This is a genomic window from Streptomyces sp. NPDC048257 (genome assembly GCF_043201855.1).
In the GTDB taxonomy this organism is placed as follows: domain Bacteria; phylum Actinomycetota; class Actinomycetes; order Streptomycetales; family Streptomycetaceae; genus Streptomyces.
In genome coordinates this window covers 479730-497346 of record NZ_JBICZI010000003.1, presented here as the reverse complement: position 1 = coordinate 497346, position 17617 = coordinate 479730, and the positions used below count along the sequence as shown (strand labels likewise).

The window sequence follows — 17617 nt, the reverse complement described above, 5'->3', positions numbered from 1 at the left end:
AGAGCGCCCGATGCCCACCACCGAAGACAGCGGGACGGTCGGCAGCGGTACCAGCACCGGCACCAGCACCGGCAGCGGCGTGCTGTGGCAGCTGCGGAACCTCCTCGACCTGCTGGATCAGGGCGCCCCCGCCGAGCAGTTCACCGCGCCCCCCGACGGCGAGCTCTCCGCCGCCGACGCGACGGTGATCGCCGACGCGACCCGCGTCGCGCTCCGCATCCGCCGCACCCTCAGTCAGCACCGCCGCCGCGAGGCCGAACTCTCCGCCCTCTTCGACACCGCCGGCGACCTCGCCCGGCTCCGCGAGCCGGACGCCGTGCTGAAGGCGATCGTCCACCGGGCCAAGCTGCTGCTGGGCACGGACGTGACGTACCTGTCCCTCAACGACGAGGAGGCGGGCGACACGTACATGCGGGTGACGGACGGCTCGGTCTCCGCCGCGTTCCAGCAGGTGCGCCTCGGCATGGGGGAGGGGCTGGGCGGACTGGTCGCGGAGACCGCCCGCCCGTACTCCACCGGCGACTACCGCGACGACCAGCGCTTCAGGCACACCACGACCATCGACAGCGCCGTCACCGAGGAGGGCCTGCGGGCCATCCTCGGCGTACCGCTGCGGCTGGGCACCCGGGTGATCGGTGTCCTCTACGCGGCGGACCGCACCGCCCGCACCTTCACGCCCGACGAGGTCGCCCTGCTGTCCTCCCTGGCCGACCACGCCGCCATCGCCATCGACGGCGCCCGCCTGCTGGACGAGACGCGCACCGCCCTGGTCGACCTCAACGAGGCCTCGCGGACCATCGAGGCGCACAGCGAGGCCATGCGCCGGGCCGAGGAAGCCCACGACCGGCTGACCGATCTCGTCCTGCGCGGCGGCGACGTCACCGACGTGGCCACCGCCATCGGTACCGTCCTGCAGGGCGGCACCCTCATCCACGACGCCGAGGGGGCCGAACTGGCCAGGGCGGGCACCGATTCCGGGCCCCCGTCCGCGCGGGCCGTCGCCGCCTCCCGCTCCGGCGGACGCGCCGTCTCCGTCCGCGGCACCTGGGTGTGCGCGGTCCTGGCCGGGCACGAACTGCTCGGCAGCATCGCCCTGACCGGCCGCGCCGACCTCGACGACGCCGACCGCCGCCTCTTCGAGCGCGCCAGCCTCGTCACCGCCCTGCTGCTGCTCCTGCGCCGGTCGGTCGCCGCGACCGAGGACCGGGTACGCGGCGAGCTGCTGGGAGACCTCCTCACCCGGGCCGCCGACCCGGCCGGGCTGTCGGCGAGGGCCCGCCGGCTCGGAGTGAACCTGGGCCGGCCGCACGCGGTGTTCGTCCTGCACACCGGGGCCGCGCCCCGGGCCCGCCTGCTGGCCGCCGCCGCCCGTATCGCCCAGGCCCGCAGGGGCCTGGCCGGGCTGCACCACGAGGATGTCGTCCTGGTCTGCCCCGCCGAAGCCCCCGGCAGCGAAGCCGACGACATCGATGCCGCCGACACCGATGCCGCCGACGCCCCCGGCGCCGATGCCGCCGGCCTCGCCGCCGAGCTGCGCCAGGCCCTCGCCGTTCCCGTCACCGTCGGAGCCGCCGGCCCGGTCACCGGTCCCGCGGAGTTCGCCGACGCCTACGCCGAGGCCCGCCGCTGCCGGACCGCACTGTGTGCCCTGGGCCGCGAGGGCACCGGCGCCGCCCTCCACGACCTGGGCTTCCTCGGCGTGCTGCTCGGCGACCAGACGGACCTGGGCGGATACGTACGCCAGACCCTCGGCCCGGTGCTCGCGTACGACGCGAAGCGCGGCACCGACCTCACCCACACCCTCCGGACCTACTTCGACACGGGCACGAGCCGGTCCCGCGCCGCGGAGGCCCTCCACGTACACGTCAACACCGTGGTGCAGCGCCTGGACCGCATAGGCAGCCTGCTCGGCCATGACTGGCAGCGCCCCGAGCGGGCGCTGGAGCTCCAACTCGCACTGCGCATCCACCGGGTGAACCGCCACGACCATCCCGGCCCGGGGGACTTCGCGGCGTAACCGGCGGGAACCCGCTTCGGATGGCAGGGTGGACGGCATGTGCGGCCGTTACGCTTCCACCCGCAGTCCCGAGGACCTGTCCGGCCTCTTCGAGGCCAGGCTCCCGGACCCGGGGCACCTGCTGGAGCCGAGCTGGAACGTCGCTCCCACCGATGCGGTGTGGGCGGTGCTGGAGCGCGCCGACCGGGAGAGCGGGGTGCTGGAGCGGCAACTGCGCCCCCTGCGGTGGGGCCTCGTGCCCTCGTGGTCGAAGAGCCTGTCCGGCGGCGCGAAGATGATCAACGCGCGGGTGGAGACGGTGCACGAGAAGCCGGCGTACCGGCGCGCGTTCGCCAAGCGCCGGTGCCTGCTGCCCGCCGACGGGTTCTACGAGTGGCAGCCCGTCCCCGCCTCCGGCTCGGTGAAGGCCTACAAGCAGCCGTACTTCATCCGCCCCGAGGACGGCGAGGTGATGGCGATGGCCGGGCTCTACGAGTTCTGGCGAGACCCCGCCGTCGCCGCCGACGACGATCCGGCGGCGTGGTGGGCGACCTGCACCGTCATCACCACCGAGGCCACCGACGCGGCCGGCCGCGTCCACCCCCGGATGCCGCTGGCCCTCGCCCCCGCGGACTACGAGGCCTGGCTCGACCCGGCCCACCAGGATCCGGAGGAGCTGCGCGGGCTGCTCGCCGCTCCCGCGGGCGGCCGCCTGGACGTCCGCGCCGTGTCGACCGCGGTCAACAACGTGCGCAACAACGGTCCCGAGCTCCTCGACGAGCCCTCCGCCCCGGGGCGCTGAGCCGCACCCGGAGACGGGACCGGCCGTGATCACCCCGCACCGCTCACCGGTGACCGCTGCCCGGTGAAGTAAAGAAGTATTGACACCATGTCCTGATTCCTTGACACTGCCGATGTCTGGTTTTCTTTACATGGGGAGTCGCATTGGCTGTCGAGGAGAAACGCGCGTGGATCATGATCGTGGTCACGGTCGTGTCGTACGCGGCGTACCTGGCCGTCGTCCTCGGACGGTCCGGGAGCGGGCCGCTGGCTCAGCAGCCGTACGCGGCCGCGCTGCTGTGGACGGTCGGTGCGGCGATCGCCGCCTCGATCGCCCTCCACATCGCCGTGTCGCTGCGCACTCCCGAGGAGGGCAGGATCAGGGACCAGCGCGACCGGGAGATCCACCGGTTCGGTGACCACATCGGACAGTCGTTCGTCGTGATCGGCGCCGTGAGCGGGCTGCTCCTGGCGATGGCCGAAGCGGACCAGTTCTGGATCGCCAACGCGATCTACCTGGGGTTCGTCCTGTCGGCGCTGCTCGCCTCCACGGCGAAGATCGTCTCCTACCGGCTGGGCTTCCACCCGTGGTGAGGCCCCCCACCCGGGTCACCAACACGATCCGGGCCCTGCGCTTCGCCAACGGCGAGATGACCCAGGCCGAGCTCGCCCGCCGGATCGGCGTGACCCGGCAGACCGTCATCGCCATCGAGCAGGGGCGCTACTCGCCCTCGCTGGAGAAGGCGTTCGAGATCGCCGGCGTGTTCCAGGTACCGCTCGACAGCGTGTTCCAGTACACCCCCACCGAGGGAGACCCATCATGAAGGCCATCGTCCAGGACACGTACGGACCGCCCGAGGTCCTGCGTCTCGAAGAAGTGGAGCGGCCGGCGCCCGGCCGGGGCGAGGTCCTCGTACGGGTGCACGCGGCCGGCATCGACCAGGGCGTCTGGCACCTCATGGCGGGCATGCCCTACGCGGTCCGCGCCGTGTCCGGCCTGCGTACACCCAGGACGCGCGTCCGCGGTATGGACGTCGCGGGGGTGGTGGAAGCCGTCGGTCAGGACGTCACACGCTTCCGGCCGGGCGACGAGGTGTACGGCAACTGCCACGGGTCGTTCGCCGAGTACGCCCGCGCCAAGGAGGGCACGCTCGCGCCCAAGCCGCGCAGCCTCAGCTTCGAACAGGCCGCGGCCGTGCCCGTCTCCGGGTGCACCGCACTGGGCGCCGTACGGGACAGCGGACAGGTCCGGGCCGGTCAGAGCGTCCTGGTCCTCGGCGCCTCGGGCGGCGTGGGCAGCTTCGCCGTACAGGTGGCCAAGGCCTACGGCGCCCATGTCACCGGAGTGTGCAGCACCGCCAAGACCGACCTGGTCCGCGCCCTCGGCGCAGACGAGGTCCTCGACTACACCCAGGAGGACCCCGTCGACGGCAGCCGCCGCTACGACGTCATCCTGGACATCGCGGGCAACCGCCCCCTCGCCCGGCTGCGCCGAGCCCTCACCGCCCGCGGAACCCTCGCCATCGTGGGCGGGGAAGGCGGCGGCAACTGGATCGGCGGCAATCAGCGCCAGCTCGGCGCGATGCTGCTGTCGCCCTTCGTCGGCCACCGGCTCCGCGCGCACGGCACCCTGGTGCGCCACCGCGACCTCGAAGCCCTCACGGAGCTCATCGAGGCCGGCTCGGTGACGCCCGCCGTCGACCGGACCTACCCACTGGCCGAGGTGCCCGACGCCATCCACTACCTGCGCGAGGGCCGCGTACGGGGCAAGATCGCCATCCGGCTATGAGGCGCCGAACCTGATACGGGCGGCGACCGGCAGGTGATCGCTACCGGTGGCGGGCAGGGTCCAGAGCTCGGAAGCGGTGGCCGAGCGGGTCAGGATCTGGTCGATCCGGGTGACCGGGAAGGCAGTGGGCCAGCTGAAGGCGAGCCCCCGCCGTGGCGCGCTCAAGCGGGAGGTGAGCGGGGCGAGTCCCCGGTCGTCCACCGTGCTGTTGAGGTCACCCAGCAGGATCACCCGCTCCAGCCCCTCCGCGGCTACGGCCGCGCCCAGCAGGCGCGCGCTCTCGTCCCGCGGGCCGGAGCCGAAACCGCTCGGCCGGATGCGGACCGAGGGCAGGTGCGCCACGTACACCGCGATCTCACCCCCGGGCACACGCACTCCGCACCGCAGGCCACGGCTCCAGCCCTCCCCGATGCCCGCCGGTCTGATGTCCAGCCGGCGGGCGTCCGTCAGAGGGTGCTTCGACCAGAGCCCGACCGTGCCCTCGACCGCGTGGTACGGGTACTCGGGCGCCAGCGCCGTCTCGTAGGCCGGCAGCGCGGCAGGCGTCAGCTCCTCCAGGGCGATGAGATCCGGGGCGGACCGGGCCAGGGCGCGCGCGGTGCCCGCGGGGTCGGGGTTCTCGTCGCTCACGTTGTGCTGGACGGCCGTGATCTCGTGTGCGCCGCCGTCCGCGGGGAGGAGCAGGCCTCCGAAGAGGCCCGCCCAGGCGGCCGCGGGCAGCAGCACGGCCACCAGCGCGGTGACCGAGCGGCGTACCAGAGCCGATACGAGCAGGACCGGGACCGCGAGGCCCAGCCAGGGCAGGAACGCTTCCAGCAGACTGCCCAGGCGCCCCACGGCATTGGGGACGGCGGAGTGGAACACGAGCAGGACGGCGGTCAGGAGGGCGAGCGCCGCGAGGACGCGCCCGCGCGTCCAGGACGTACGGCCCCGCGCGTCGGTGCCCCAGGACCACCGGGCGATGCGCCGCGCACCGCTCCTCTCCACGCCCACCACCGGAGCCCCACCCGTCTGTCCGCCTCGTCGCATCCCCTACGACGCGTGATCCGGCGGTCGGGTTCCCGCCGGAGCGTGTGTGGAAGAGTGACCGACCGGGGCTGCGGCCGCGCAGGGCGGTCCGAGGCGTGAGGACGGGAGGCCCGTATGGGTGCGGAACGAATCGCGGTCGTGACGAGCAGGAACGGCGCCGACGAGGACGCGGATCTCCCACTGGTCCTGGCGGCGCTGCGCGCCGCGGGCCTGTCGGCGGAGGCGGTGGCCTGGGACGCGGACCGGCCGGGATGGGACGGGTTCGACCTGGCGGTCATCCGGTCCACCTGGGACTACGCGGACCGGCTGCAGGAGTTCCTGGCATGGGCCGACGCGACGGCCCGGGTCACCCGGCTGTGGAACCCGGCGCCGCTCGTGCGCTGGAACAGCGACAAGCGCTATCTGCTGGAGCTCGCCGGGCGCGGGGTCCCCGTCGTACCGACCCGGTTCGTGGAACCGGGCGGGGGCTACGCCGCGGAGGACTTCGACGGCCCGCACGGGGTGGTGGTCAAGCCGGCCGTCTCCTCGGGCGCACGGGACACCGCGCGCTACGAGCCCGGCCGCCGGGCGGACGCCGAACGCCACGCGCGGATGCTGACGGACCAGGGCCGCACCGCGATGGTCCAGCCGTACCTGCCGCTCGTGGCGGAGGGGGAGCGGGCCCTGGTCTTCTTCGGCGGCGCCTTCAGCCACGCGATCCGCAAGCAGCCCGTGCTGACGGAGGCGGGGCTGATCGACAACTTCCGGGTGCCGCACCCCGGGGCCGCCCCCTACCGGCCTTCCGAGGCGGAGCTCCGTACGGCGCGGGCGGCGCTCGCGGCGGTTCCCACCCCGGGCGACCTGCTGTTCGCCCGGGTGGACCTGGCCTTGGACGAGGCCCGGGAACCGGTGCTCATGGAGCTGGAACTCATCGAGCCGAATCTGTTCCTCAGCCTCAACCCGCAGGGGCTGGAGCGCCTCGCCGGGGCGGTCACGGCCGCCCTGGCGACCGGCCGGGCGACGGCTTAGCCGAGCCGCTGCAGCCGTACGCGCCGGCGGCGGCGCAGGACGAGGCCCACGGCCGCACCGGCGACGGCGGTCACCGCCACGCCCGCCGTCGTCCACCAGAGCGCGTACCCTTCGGTGCCGGCGGCCGCTTCCGGTGTCTGCGCCAAGGACGCGGCCGGGGCCGACGCGGGGGAGGCCTGCGACGAGGCCGCGGCGGACGGAGTGACGGGAGCCGGTGCGACGGCTGTCGCGGTGCCCGGCGCCGGGTCCACCACGGGTACGCCCACCTCGAGTTCGCCGTGTCCCAGGGCCGGGAAGCCCACGTCGACGCTGACCTTCCACGAACCCGGCGGCAGGGCTTCGGCCGTGGTCCAGCCGGCCGGCGCTGCGGCGGGGTCGCGCACCAGGCGCCAGGGCCCCATGGTGCGGGAGCCGTCACCACTGACCGCGTTCACGGTGGCGGCGACTGCCTCGTCGACGGCGTCCCCGTCGTTCTCCCAGGTGACGTCGGCGGTGACATGGCCCTCCCGCTGCCCGGTGACCACCACCTTCACGGTGTCGCCGTGGGCGTGGGCCGCGGCGGGGAGCAGGAACATGAGGCCGAGTGCGGCCAGGGCGGCCGAGAAAACGATTCGTATGCGCATCGTCGGGGTGCTCCGGTCGAGATGAGGGGTACCGGCGGACGGCCGCTCGGGGCGGCCGTCCGCCGGGGTGGGTTCACGCCGTCAGGGCGTCAGGGTGCTGCTGCGCCGTGGCGGTGATCAGCCGGACTTCTGGAGGGTCCAGGCCTGCGCCGCGCGGCCGTCCGCACGCTGGAGGTCGAGCAGCCAGTTCCCGTAGTAGGGACGGTTGCTGACGGTGAGGGCGAAGCCGCCGCTCGGGTCCGTCACGGCCACCGTGCCACCGCGCGAGGTCAGCTTCCAGGCCTGCGCGGCGTTGCCGTTGCCGCAGGGCTGCTGGGCGACCCACATGCCCGCGGCGGGGGTGCCGCCCGGCTGGAGGCACTTGCCGGAGGCGGCGGAGCGGATGCGCACCTGGCCGTTGCCCGCGTCGTCGAAGTACCACTGCTGCTGGGCGTAGCCGTTGGTGCGGCCACCGACGAGGACCGTGCCGTCGGCGGTGCGGCCGCCCCACACCTCGGCGGCCATGCCGGTGCTGCCGTTGCCGAGCACGTAGCGGGCGCCCGGGGTGGTCGCGCCGCCGCCGGCTCCCGTCGTACGGAAGGACGCGGCCTTGCCGGGTCCGCTGTCACGGCCGGAGCCGTCGCGGACCGAGACGGTGACCTTGTACGCGGTGTTGGGCTGGAGGTTGTAGATGCGGAGCACCTGGGACTGGACCCACGTCAGGTGCTTGCCGTTCAGTTGCACCGCGTACCAGGTGGCGCCGTCGACCTTCGGCCAGCTCACGACGACGGAGGTGGACTGGATCTGTCCCGCCGTCGCGGCCGGTCCGCCGGTGGGCGTCTTGGTCGGCGTCGGCGTGGGCTTCTTGGTGGGCGTCGGGTTCGGGTTCGGACCCGGGTCCGTGCCGCCACCGCCCTTGGTCTTCATCAGGAACTGGTTGTCGGCGATGTTCCAGTGCGTGGCCAGGTAGCTGCCGGCCTTGGGACTGGTGTGGAAGTAGTCGTCGTGGTTGCAGTCCAGGATGTTCTCGGACGCCTGGTTGGTGCAGATGTTGCGCATCTGCGGGTAGTACGGGGTGTCCGAGTAGCACATGACGTCGTACTCGTCGGTGCAGTGCGCGCCGCGGCTGGTGTTCGGGGCGCTGTTGTTGACCGCGCCCAGGTTGTGGCCGAGTTCGTGCGCGGCGGTGTGGCCGCCCCAGCAGCCGGAGTCCGTACGCCCGTAGGAGGGGCCGAAGTTGCTCTGGTTGGCCTGGCCGGGCCGCTCGTCGCCCGCGAAGGTGCCGATGCCGCAGTAGATCTGGGTGTCGGCGAAGATCATGTACTTGCGGTCGCGACGGTCGAGGCCCTTGCCGGCGAGCGCGTTGTTGGTCGCGCTGAACTCGGCCAGAGCCGAGGCCGGGAGCTCGATGTTGAGCACGGTGGGGGTGCAGTCGCCGGCCGTCACATAGCGGATGTGACGTACCCCGCCGGTCTCCTTGGCGCTCGCCGAATAGATGAGGTCGGCGTCGGCCGCCCACTTGCGGAACGAGGCGACGTACTCGGAGAAGCGGTCCTTGCCGGGGGCGTGGACGTAGACGACCTGCACGCGGTTTCCGGTGCTGCCGTCGCCGTCGCACTGCACCGTCTGGCCCGCGGGGCCGGCGGCGACGTTCTGGTTGTCGGCCGCGGCCGCGGCCGCCGGTGCGGGGGCGGAGGCCTTGGCCGTCGAGGCGTCGGCCGCGGGCGCGTCCTGAGGACGCCCGCCGCCTTCCTTGCTGGCCGGGTCATCGGCCGCGGGGCGGCTCGGATCGGCCGCCGGGGCCGTTTCCTTGACGGCGGGCTCGATGTCCTTCGTGATGTCGACGCCCTTGGGCGGGGCGTCGGGGCCGTGGGTGCACAGGCCGGTGTCGGTGCGGTAGACACCCACGCACCGGTCGCCCTTGGGCGCGGCCTCGAGACCGTCGTAGATCATGCCGCGCGCGGTCTCGTTGGAGGGCGCGGCCGCGATGGGCTCCGGCTCCTGATCGCGTGCGGGTGCGGCGGCAGGTGCCTCGGCGGCGGCCTGCACGGGCGCCGCCGCCTGGGCGCCGTCGCCGATTCCGGAGTAGGCGATGCCTGCGGCTATGAGTCCCGCCGCCGCGGTGGCGGCGGTGACGAGTATCAACCGCCGGGGTTTGCGGCGGTGGTCGGCGGCGGCAACACGTCTGCGACGTCCTGTCATGGGCACCTCAAATCGTTGTCGGATGACTGGGTGCGCGGAAGCCTGCCAGACGAATGCGGAGGAAAATTCGGACAAACGGGTGCGTGCTTCGAGAAATCATTCCGTTACCTGTCGGCCTGATTTGACGAACACTCAACTTGCAATAGGCAAGGGCGAGTTACGCGCGTCGCACCTCAATGGTCCAGTCCTTTAGGGGCGGGTTGTTATCAAATCGAGATATGAAGTGGAGGCTTGTTGACGGGAATTCAGTCAGGAATTCACCTAATTACTACCTGCCGAATTCCCTCGGTCACGACCCGTGAGGTCCGGTGGCCCACAGGGGTGTTGGCGTGTAGCCGAAGCCTGTGCCGGGTAAAGGAGTACGCCCCGAGGGACGCCTGCCGAACCCGGCGGCCGGGTGCGGGTCCTGCGGTCGGCGGGCCGCTGCTGTGGCCCGCCGACGGGCCGTGGCCGCACTGCGACGTCCTGCACGCCCCGGGATTCAGCGCAGGGTCAGTGAGGTTTCGAAGGCGACACGGCTCAGCTTGTGCGGGTTGCGGACGTAGTAGATGCCCGTGATGAGGGCGTTCTCGAGGCGGACCGCCATGACGCCGTCGAACTCGCCGTCCAGGTGCAGGGCGAGCGCCGGGCTGCCGTTGACCACCGTGAGGGCGCTGGAGAGCGCGCCGCCGTTCTTGCCCTTGCTGCCGAGGATGAAGCGGGCCACCTTGCCGCCGCTGACGATCGGCCGCGGTGCCGCCTGCTTGATGCCGCCGCCGTCGCTCAGGAGGACGGCCTCGGGAGCGAGTACGTCCAGCAGGCCCTGAAGGTCCCCGGTTTCGAGGGCGCGCCGGAACGACTCCAGGACCGCCCTGGTCTGGCTCGCCGAGACCACCTCGCGGGGCCGGCGGGCGTCGACGTGTTGCCGGGCGCGGTGCGCGATCTGGCGAACCGCCGCCGGGCTCTTGTCGACGGCGGCCGCGATCTCCTCGTAGCCGACGTCGAAGACCTCGCGCAGCACGAACACGGCGCGCTCCGTCGGCGACAGCGTCTCGAGGACGAGCATCATCGCCATCGACACGCTCTCGGCGAGCTCGGCGTCCTCCGCCACGTCCGGCGCGGTGAGCAGCGGCTCGGGCAGCCAGGGGCCGACGTACGCCTCCTTGCGGCGGCTCATCGTGCGCAGCCGGTTGAGCGCCTGCCGGGTCGTGATCCGGACCAGGTACGCGCGCTGGTCGCGCACCCGCTCCGCGTCGACCTTCACCCAGCGCAGCCAGGTCTCCTGGAGGACGTCCTCCGCGTCGGCCGCCGAGCCGAGCATCTCGTAGGCGACGGTGAAGAGCAGGTTGCGGTAGGCGACGAAGGTCTCGGTCGCCGTGTTCGTGGCCTGGTCGCTCATGTGCCGGTCCCTGCTCTGTGCGAATCCACAGCAAGTCCTCCATCGCTTGGGGCCGTTCGGCCCGGTCCGCCCGGTCGGTCTTGATCGGGAGTGGGCACGTGTCCCGCCGCCCCGTCGCGGGGACGGTCAGGCCGTCTGATCAGCAGTGGCCGGCGTCTGGCCGCGCGCCGCCCGCAGCAGCTGCCCGCGCTGGTCCCCGCCCGAGATGCGCGGTGCGGGCCGTACGAGCCGGGCTTGCGCGCCTCGTCGGCCAGGTGCTTGACGACGCCGCTGAAACGGTTGGCCGCCAGGACGCCGGCGTATCCGCCACCGATGACGACCACATCAGTGTTCCGAGTCATGGTGCCACTCCTTCGCTCTCACGGTTCGTCCTCAAGACACCGCGTGCCCACGAGCTGTGACAGGGTGTGAGGCGCATCACTGCGCAGGGCGGGGGCGTTGCGTTGACCAGCGCCGCGTGCGCGGCCTCGGTGAACCGTGCGCCGCGCGAGGCGGCGAGGAAGGCGTCGACGACCGCGCGCAGGCGGGCCCGGTCGGGTCCGGAGAGGGCGCGCCGCGCCGTGGATGCGGGGGCGGGCGCGGCTCGGCCTGTCCCCCTACTTCCCGGCCTTGGCCGACGCCTTCTTGAGGCGGCGGTAGAGGCTGTTGCGATCGGTGTAGAGCGCCCGGCTGCCCGTAGGGATCAGGGTTCCGTTGATCGCCATGGTGGGGGTTCCCTTGACGGACGACGTGGTGAGCACCTCGTCGGCGGCTTCGACGAAGTCCCGGTACTTCGTGTCCAGCACGGCCGCGTCGAACTCCGGGCCGCGCAGGCCCGGAATCATGACGGCCAGTCCGAGCAACCGGTCCCTCGTGAAGCCCCCGGACTTCCGCACCGCGGCCTGCCGGCTGTACAGCAGCTCGTGGTACTCGGCGAACTTGCGCTGGTCCACGGCCGCGCGCAGGGCGTTCGCCGCGAACTTCGATCCCGGGCCGAGGAAGGATCCCAGGGTGAACTGCAGTTGCAGCGAGCCGTTGCGGGCCGCCCGCTTCAGGTACGGGGCGGTGCCCTCCGTCTCGAACTCGGCGCAGGCCGGGCAGCTCATGTCCTCGTACAGCCGGACGGCGAGCGGAGCGGCCGGGTCGCCGAGCACGATGGTGGTGCCGTCGGCGGCCATGGATTCCCGGGCCGGCGGCAGATCCGCACTCGCCGACACGTCGAGCGGATCGTCGCTCACCCCGTTCCTGCTGCGGCAGGCACCGACGGACGCCGACGCGGTGATGGCGGCAGCCGCGACCAGAAGGCCGCGTCTGGATCTGACCTGCATGAACGTCCTCTTCCCGTGATCAACAGGGAGACAGTACGCGGTCCCGGGACCCGACGCGCACCGGTATGTCCCGCCCGCCGGATCCCCGGTCGAACCGGCCGGAAACGAACCGTCGTTGAGCCGCGGGCTGAACGGCGCTCCCTCGCGCCGACGTGTCAGGGAGGGCGGCACGCGCCACCGGCCTCTCCGGCCCGTCTCTCCGGCGCGCCGCCCGAACCCGCACGCACCTCCCGCGAAAGGAACGAGGATGACCGCGACCGACACGATCCGGCTGCTGGCGGCGCTCGCCGTGATCTGCGCCGCGGCACACGGCTGCGGCTTCCTCTTCGGAGCCCTGCGCCAACCGCCGGTCATCGGCGAGGTCGTCGGCGGCACCCTGCTGGGGCCCCTCCCTCCTCGGCCTGGTCGCCCCCGAGGCCGGGCCGCCCTGTTCCCCGCCTCCGGGTCGGTGACCGTCGCCCTGGACGCGCTCTACCAACTGGGCCAGCTGCTGCTGATGTTCCTGGCCGGTGCGGAGCTGCGGATCCGGGCAGGCGGCCGGGAGCGGCGTACCGGGGCGATCGTCGCGACGGCCGGACTGGTGGCGCCCTTCGCGGTCGGCGCGGCCCTTGCGGCGCTGGTCCCGGGCGTGTTCGCGGGACCGGCCGGCTCCACGGCGACCACGGCCCTCGTCGTGGGACTCGCGATGGCGGTCGCGGCCATTCCGGTCATCTCCCGGATCATGATGGACCTGAAGATCATGGACACCGCCTTCGGCAGGATCGTCCTGATGGTCGCCGTGATCGAGGACGTCATCCTCTACGTCGTCCTGGCCGTGGTCCTCGGCCTCGCCGGCTCCGGCACCAGCCACTCGGCCGGGCTGTGGGCCGCGATCGGCACCACCGCGGTCCTTCCGACAGCCGCCTACTTCACCGGCGTCAGCCTCCTGTTCTTCGGGGCGAGCCTGACCTGGGGAGCCCACCTCTTCTCCCGCCTCGCCGCTCATCGCGCCAACATCGTCGCCCGGCAGAGCCCGGTGGCCTTCCGGCTGATCTTCCTGTGCGTGATGGTGCTGCTGTGCCTGGGCCTCGGCGTCAACGCGGTGTTCGGTGCGCTGATGGCAGGAATCTGCGCCGCCCACGGCGATCAGGCGGCCACCGAGGACGGGCCGGCCGTCTGGTCGGCCATCCGGCAGTTCTCGACGGCCTTCTTCATCCCCGTCTTCTTCGTCCTGGTCGGGATGCGCCTGGACCTGGTGCGCGCCTTCGACCCGCTGTTCTTCCTGTGGTTCCTGACGCTCGCCTGCGGCATCAAGACGGTCAGCATCTGGGCCGCGGCGCGCCTGGCCGGCGAAGACCAGCTCTTCTCCTCGTCGCTCGCCTTCGCCCTCAACGCCCGGGGCACGATCGGCATCGTCCTCGCCGGGGTGACCCGTCAGGCGGAGCTCATCAACGAGCGGTTCTTCGTGGTCCTCGTCCTCGTCTCCCTGGTGACCTGCCAGATCGCGGGCTTCCGGCTCTCGAGGGCCGCGGACCGCATCCGGACGGCGACCGTCAGCGGGCCCCCGCCGCGGCGGCGGTATCGACTGCGGCAGAAGTCGGCCCCCTGAACCCCCGTACGGGCGCCGCTTCGAGGAACTGGCGCAGGTCGATGACCTCGTAGCCGTCGGCCCGGGCGGCGTCGACGATCAGCGGGAGGGCTTCGGCGTCGAGGACGACACCGCCCGCGCGGCTGCCGACGTGCATCTGGATGATCGCCCCGGGGGCGAAGGCATCGACGGCCCGCCGGACGGCCCGGTCCACGCTCATGCCGCCCTCCGGGCCGAGGTAGCCATTGGTGTCCGCGCTGAACTCGATCGCCGCGTAGCCGAGGTCGTTGACATCGGCGATGGACTCCGGGGTGGTGGAGCTGTACGGGAACCGGAAGAACGGCAGCGGCTCGGTCCCGGAGGCCGTCCGGATGGCCGCGTGAGCGTCGCGTACCTCGTCCGCCCGCTCCGCCGTACTCAGGTCGTCGAAGTAGGGGTGGCTGTACGAGTGGTTGCCGAGGCCGTGCCCCGCGTCCGCCATGGCGCGCACCGCCGCCGGCTCGGCTTCGGCGAACTCACCGGTCAGGAAGAAGGTGGCGGGCAGCTTGCGCCGCCGCAGTTCGGCCAGCACCGTGGCCACCCCGGCATCGTCCCAGGCGGCGTTGAAGGTCAGGGCCAGGGCCTTGCGGGACGTGGGCAGCCGGCGGATCTCATCGCCGAGCAGCGAGGCCGGCGGACGGGGACCGGTGGGGCGGTCGGCGTGGGCGGGCCGGTCGGCGTGGGCGGGCCGGTCGGCGTGGGCGGGCCGGGCGGTACGCCGCGGCGCGGCGGCAGCGCCGGAACAGGGCGCCAGCCCCGTGAACCCGGCGGACAGCACGCCGGCCAGGGCCGCCAGAGCGGAGCGTCGTCCCACATCCACCACGGTCACTCCCCACGGTCACTGTCTTCGGCCCGGGCCTGCCACATGCCTGCTGCACGCCTGCCACCGACTATGCGACGGCACGAGCCACAGCCCCCGCAGCCCGTGCCGCGGCACCCGGGTGATCCCCATCTCCCGCAAGCGCGGACCTCAGGACGGGCGCTGCCGCAGGTGCGTCGTGAGGTGGTGCTGCAGGGGCTGTCCCACCGCGGCCATGTCGTGAACGACCGTCATCTCGCCGTTCCCGACCGTGTAGCGGCGCCGCGTGCCGGTGACCTCCTTGGCCAGCGGAGTCAGCGCCACGTCCTTGGTCTCGATCTCGATCTCCGTACCGGACACCCGCCCGACGTACGTCTCGACGATGCCGGTGGGATGGGCGAGCACGACCTCCAGAGCGGCGTCGGGAGTCACCCGCCACCACCCGGCCTCACGCCCGGCCGGCCGTACCGGGGTCCCGGACGGGTCGATCAGCCACGCGCGTGCCTCGTAGCGGAGGAAGGGGCGGCCGTCGTGGCTGAAGGTGATCTCCTGCTCGTAGCGGAAGTCCTTCTCGAGCGTCGGGTACTCGCCCTGCCCCCGGCCGTGCCAGCGTCCGAGCAGCGGCAGAACGGGCCGCAGCAGAGGGTGCGGATCGGGGCCCTCGCCGAGGACGTGGCTGTCAGGGTAGGGATTTTCCTGCACCGACTCGAACATGTTCACCTTGCCTGTCTGCGTGGCCCCCCGACGGCCGCAGCTTAACGGCCGGGCGAGCCCGCCCCGCCCCCGGCGAAGGGGGCGGGGCGGGCAGTGCGCCTCGCGGTCACCGGGCCGGCAGGGCCCCCGCGACCGACGCCGGAACCGGCGCGAGACCGGCCGGCCGGGTGGTGAACGTGCCCCGGCCCTGCGTCCGGCCGCGCAGCCGGGACGCGTAGCCGAAGAGCTCGGCCAGCGGCACGGCCGCCGTGATCACCGCGCTCCCGGCCTCGGCGGTGGACCCGCAGACCCGCCCGCGGCGGGCCGCGAGGTCACCCAGCACGCCTCCGACACCGTCCTCCGGGACCGTCACCGTGACCTCGACGAGCGGCTCCAGGAGCTCCATCGTGCTCAGGCGCAGGGCCTCGCGCAGCCCGAACCGGCCCGCCGCGCGGAACGCCATCTCCGAGGAGTCCTTGGAGTGGGTCGCCCCGTCGGTGAGCGTCACCCGCAGCCCCGTCACCGGGAACCCGCCGAGCGGACCCTCCGCCAGCGCGTCCCGGCAGCCGGCCTCCACGGCGCGCGCGTACTCCTGCGGTACGCGCCCGCCGACGACCGTCGACCGGAACTCGAAGCACGGCTCCTCCAGCGGCTCGACGTCGAGGACGACGTGCGCGAACTGGCCCGCACCACCGTCCTGTTTGACGTGCCGGTGGACCAGGCCGCTCACCCCGCGCACGACGGTCTCCCGGTAGGAGACCTGCGGTCGGCCGACGACGACCTCCACCCCGTGACCGCTGCGGATCTTCTCCACCGCGACCTCCAGATGCAGTTCGCCCATCCCCGACAGCACGGTCTGGCCGCTCTCCGCGTCGGACCGCACCACCAGGGAGGGGTCCTCCTCGGCGAGCCGCGCCAGTGCCGCCGAGAGCCGGCCCGTGTCGCTGTTGCGCCGGGCCTCGACCGCGACCGACACCACGGGCTCGGCCACCGACGGCGGCTCGAGGACCAGCGGTGCGCCCGGCGCGCACAGGGTCGTGCCCGCCCGGGCGGCCTTCAGCCCGATCACCGCCACGATGTCACCGGCCACCGCCTCCTCCCGTTCCTCGTGCCGGTCGGCCTGGACCCGCAGGATCCGGCCGACCCGCTCCGTACGGCCCGTGGCCGCGTCCAGTACGGTCGCGCCCTTGCGCAGCGTGCCCGCGTAGACCCGCAGGTAGGTGAGCCGACCGGTCGCCGTCGCCGTCACCTTGAAGGCGAGGGCCGTGAACGGCGCCGCCGGGTCGGGGGCGCGCTCCTGCTCCACGCCGTCCGCCGCCAGCCCCCGTACCGGAGGCATGTCGGAGGGCGACGGCAGGTACGCGAGCACCGCGTCCAGCAGCGGCTCGATCCCGCGGTTGCGGTACGCCGAGCCGCACAGCACCACCACGCCGTCCCCGCACAGCGTCAGCTCCCGCAGGGCGCGCACCAGGGTGCGCTCCGTGAGGGCCGAAGCCGAGCAGAACTCCTCCAGGGCATCGGCGTGCAGCTCCGCCACCGTCTCCTCCAGGAGCCGGCGCCGCCGGGCCGCCTCCTCCCGGAGCGGCTCGGGGACCGGTCCCACCTGGTAGGTGTCGGAGCCGGGCCGCCAGGTCAGCGAGCGCATCCCCAGCAGGTCGACGACGCCGGAGAACGAGTCCTCCGCTCCGATGGGCAGCTGTACCACCAGCGGAACCACGCCCAGCCGTCCACGGATCGACGCCACCGCCGTGTCGAGGTCGGCGCCCGCCCGGTCCAGCTTGTTGACGAACGCGATCCGCGGCACACCGTGCCGGTCGGCCTGCCGCCAGACCGTCTCGCTCTGCGGTTCGACTCCGGCGACGGCGTCGAACACCGCGACCGCCCCGTCCAGCACCCTCAGGGAACGCTCGACCTCGTCGGAGAAGTCGACGTGACCCGGGGTGTCGATCAGGTTGACGCGGTGACCGCCCCAGGCACAGCTCACGGCCGCGGCGAAGATGGTGATGCCGCGATCGCGTTCCTGGGCGTCGAAGTCGGTGACGGTCGTGCCGTGATGGACCTCGCCCCGCTTGTGGATGGCACCGGTCGCGAACAGGATGCGTTCGGTGATGGTGGTCTTGCCGGCGTCCACGTGGGCGAGGATGCCCAGGTTGCGGACGGTGGCGGGGGAAGCGGTGGTGAGGGGGTGCCTGTTGGCGCGCATGGCCCGAGGCCTTTCGAGTGTGCAGAGGAAGAGGGCAGCGCGATTCCCTGACCCGGGACGCCGGCCCCGGCTCCCGGGCAGCCGCAAAGCCGCCGTCCGGTCCGGAACAGGTCCGGAACAGGTCCGGGCAGGAGGACGCAAGGGCGTACGGGGGAGCGGGAGCAGGAGGGAACGGAACCCTAGAAGTGGGTTACGGGCATACGGTGACGGCCGCGCAGCCGGCAC

Annotated in this window: 15 protein-coding genes; 7 read left to right on the top strand and 8 right to left on the bottom strand. The window is 72.9% G+C overall.

The window, feature by feature from the left end; all coding sequences use genetic code 11:
- Positions 1 to 10 precede the first annotated feature (10 nt).
- The 5 genes from ACGFZK_RS09970 to ACGFZK_RS09950 all read left to right on the top strand — a co-directional run bounded on the left by ACGFZK_RS09970 (position 11) and on the right by ACGFZK_RS09950 (position 4565).
- Positions 11 to 2017, top strand: a complete 2007-nt coding sequence (locus ACGFZK_RS09970; protein WP_393848357.1) for a helix-turn-helix domain-containing protein — start codon at positions 11 to 13, stop codon at positions 2015 to 2017.
- A 37-nt stretch (positions 2018 to 2054) separates the two neighbouring features.
- Positions 2055 to 2798, top strand: a complete 744-nt coding sequence (locus tag ACGFZK_RS09965; RefSeq protein ID WP_393848356.1) for an SOS response-associated peptidase — start codon at positions 2055 to 2057, stop codon at positions 2796 to 2798.
- Positions 2799 to 2941: 143 nt separating this feature from the next.
- Entirely contained in the window at positions 2942 to 3370 is a 429-nt protein-coding gene (locus tag ACGFZK_RS09960; RefSeq protein ID WP_393848355.1) for a hypothetical protein, read from the top strand.
- Positions 3371 to 3396: 26 nt separating this feature from the next.
- Positions 3397 to 3600 carry a helix-turn-helix transcriptional regulator gene (locus ACGFZK_RS09955; RefSeq protein WP_393848498.1) on the top strand — a complete coding sequence of 68 codons (204 nt, stop codon included), beginning with the start codon at positions 3397 to 3399 and terminating at the stop codon, positions 3598 to 3600.
- On the top strand, positions 3597 to 4565 hold the full coding sequence (locus ACGFZK_RS09950; RefSeq protein WP_393848354.1) for an NAD(P)-dependent alcohol dehydrogenase: 969 nt from the start codon (positions 3597 to 3599) through the stop codon (positions 4563 to 4565). The genes ACGFZK_RS09955 and ACGFZK_RS09950 overlap by 4 nt, the downstream gene beginning before the upstream one ends.
- Here the strand turns inward: ACGFZK_RS09950 and ACGFZK_RS09945 are convergent.
- A complete protein-coding gene (locus tag ACGFZK_RS09945) occupies positions 4560 to 5594 on the bottom strand; it encodes an endonuclease/exonuclease/phosphatase family protein (RefSeq protein WP_393848353.1) in 1035 nt (344 codons plus the stop codon). The genes ACGFZK_RS09950 and ACGFZK_RS09945 overlap by 6 nt on opposite strands.
- A 114-nt stretch (positions 5595 to 5708) precedes the next feature.
- On the opposite strand from ACGFZK_RS09945, the gene ACGFZK_RS09940 reads away from it, so the two are divergent.
- Complete coding sequence (locus ACGFZK_RS09940) at positions 5709 to 6602, top strand: RimK family alpha-L-glutamate ligase (protein WP_393848352.1); 894 nt, start codon at positions 5709 to 5711, stop codon at positions 6600 to 6602.
- Here the strand turns inward: ACGFZK_RS09940 and ACGFZK_RS09935 are convergent.
- The 4 genes from ACGFZK_RS09935 to ACGFZK_RS09920 all read right to left on the bottom strand — a co-directional run bounded on the left by ACGFZK_RS09935 (position 6599) and on the right by ACGFZK_RS09920 (position 12001).
- Positions 6599 to 7225: a hypothetical protein gene (locus ACGFZK_RS09935; protein WP_393848351.1), complete on the bottom strand. Its 627-nt coding sequence runs from the start codon at positions 7223 to 7225 to the stop codon at positions 6599 to 6601. The two genes, ACGFZK_RS09940 and ACGFZK_RS09935, sit on opposite strands and share 4 nt — an antisense overlap.
- A gap of 117 nt (positions 7226 to 7342) precedes the next feature.
- Entirely contained in the window at positions 7343 to 9406 is a 2064-nt protein-coding gene (locus ACGFZK_RS09930; RefSeq protein WP_393848350.1) for an RICIN domain-containing protein, read from the bottom strand.
- 481 nt (positions 9407 to 9887) lie between these two features.
- A complete protein-coding gene (locus ACGFZK_RS09925) occupies positions 9888 to 10784 on the bottom strand; it encodes an RNA polymerase sigma-70 factor (RefSeq protein WP_393848349.1) in 897 nt (298 codons plus the stop codon).
- Between the two features lie 596 nt (positions 10785 to 11380).
- Positions 11381 to 12001, bottom strand: a complete 621-nt coding sequence (locus ACGFZK_RS09920; RefSeq protein WP_393848348.1) for a DsbA family protein — start codon at positions 11999 to 12001, stop codon at positions 11381 to 11383.
- A gap of 337 nt (positions 12002 to 12338) precedes the next feature.
- Between ACGFZK_RS09920 and ACGFZK_RS09915 the strand changes: the two genes are divergently transcribed.
- A complete protein-coding gene (locus ACGFZK_RS09915; protein WP_393848347.1) occupies positions 12339 to 13679 on the top strand; it encodes a cation:proton antiporter in 1341 nt (446 codons plus the stop codon).
- Here the strand turns inward: ACGFZK_RS09915 and ACGFZK_RS09910 are convergent.
- The 3 genes from ACGFZK_RS09910 to fusA all read right to left on the bottom strand — a co-directional run bounded on the left by ACGFZK_RS09910 (position 13624) and on the right by fusA (position 17392).
- Positions 13624 to 14511, bottom strand: a complete 888-nt coding sequence (locus ACGFZK_RS09910; protein ID WP_393848346.1) for a polysaccharide deacetylase family protein — start codon at positions 14509 to 14511, stop codon at positions 13624 to 13626. The genes ACGFZK_RS09915 and ACGFZK_RS09910 overlap by 56 nt on opposite strands.
- 156 nt (positions 14512 to 14667) lie before the next feature.
- A complete protein-coding gene (locus ACGFZK_RS09905) occupies positions 14668 to 15210 on the bottom strand; it encodes an FABP family protein (protein ID WP_393848345.1) in 543 nt (180 codons plus the stop codon).
- 106 nt (positions 15211 to 15316) lie between these two features.
- Positions 15317 to 17392 (bottom strand): elongation factor G, encoded by a 2076-nt coding sequence (gene fusA, locus ACGFZK_RS09900; protein ID WP_393848344.1) that lies wholly within the window; start codon positions 17390 to 17392, stop codon positions 15317 to 15319.
- Between the last annotated feature and the right edge of the window lie 225 nt (positions 17393 to 17617).

Bases quoted from the DNA above. Each gene is read 5' to 3' on its own strand.
- ACGFZK_RS09935 (WP_393848351.1), bottom strand. From the start codon at position 7,225: ATGCGCATACGAATCGTTTTCTCGGCCGCCCTGGCCGCACTCGGCCTC.
- ACGFZK_RS09945 (WP_393848353.1), bottom strand. From the start codon at position 5,594: ATGCGACGAGGCGGACAGACGGGTGGGGCTCCGGTGGTGGGCGTGGAG.
- ACGFZK_RS09905 (WP_393848345.1), bottom strand. From the start codon at position 15,210: ATGTTCGAGTCGGTGCAGGAAAATCCCTACCCTGACAGCCACGTCCTC.
- ACGFZK_RS09930 (WP_393848350.1), bottom strand. From the start codon at position 9,406: ATGACAGGACGTCGCAGACGTGTTGCCGCCGCCGACCACCGCCGCAAA.
- fusA (WP_393848344.1), bottom strand. From the start codon at position 17,392: ATGCGCGCCAACAGGCACCCCCTCACCACCGCTTCCCCCGCCACCGTC.
- ACGFZK_RS09940 (WP_393848352.1), top strand. From the start codon at position 5,709: ATGGGTGCGGAACGAATCGCGGTCGTGACGAGCAGGAACGGCGCCGAC.
- ACGFZK_RS09925 (WP_393848349.1), bottom strand. From the start codon at position 10,784: ATGAGCGACCAGGCCACGAACACGGCGACCGAGACCTTCGTCGCCTAC.
- ACGFZK_RS09965 (WP_393848356.1), top strand. From the start codon at position 2,055: ATGTGCGGCCGTTACGCTTCCACCCGCAGTCCCGAGGACCTGTCCGGC.
- ACGFZK_RS09950 (WP_393848354.1), top strand. From the start codon at position 3,597: ATGAAGGCCATCGTCCAGGACACGTACGGACCGCCCGAGGTCCTGCGT.
- ACGFZK_RS09915 (WP_393848347.1), top strand. From the start codon at position 12,339: ATGACCGCGACCGACACGATCCGGCTGCTGGCGGCGCTCGCCGTGATC.
- ACGFZK_RS09970 (WP_393848357.1), top strand. From the start codon at position 11: ATGCCCACCACCGAAGACAGCGGGACGGTCGGCAGCGGTACCAGCACC.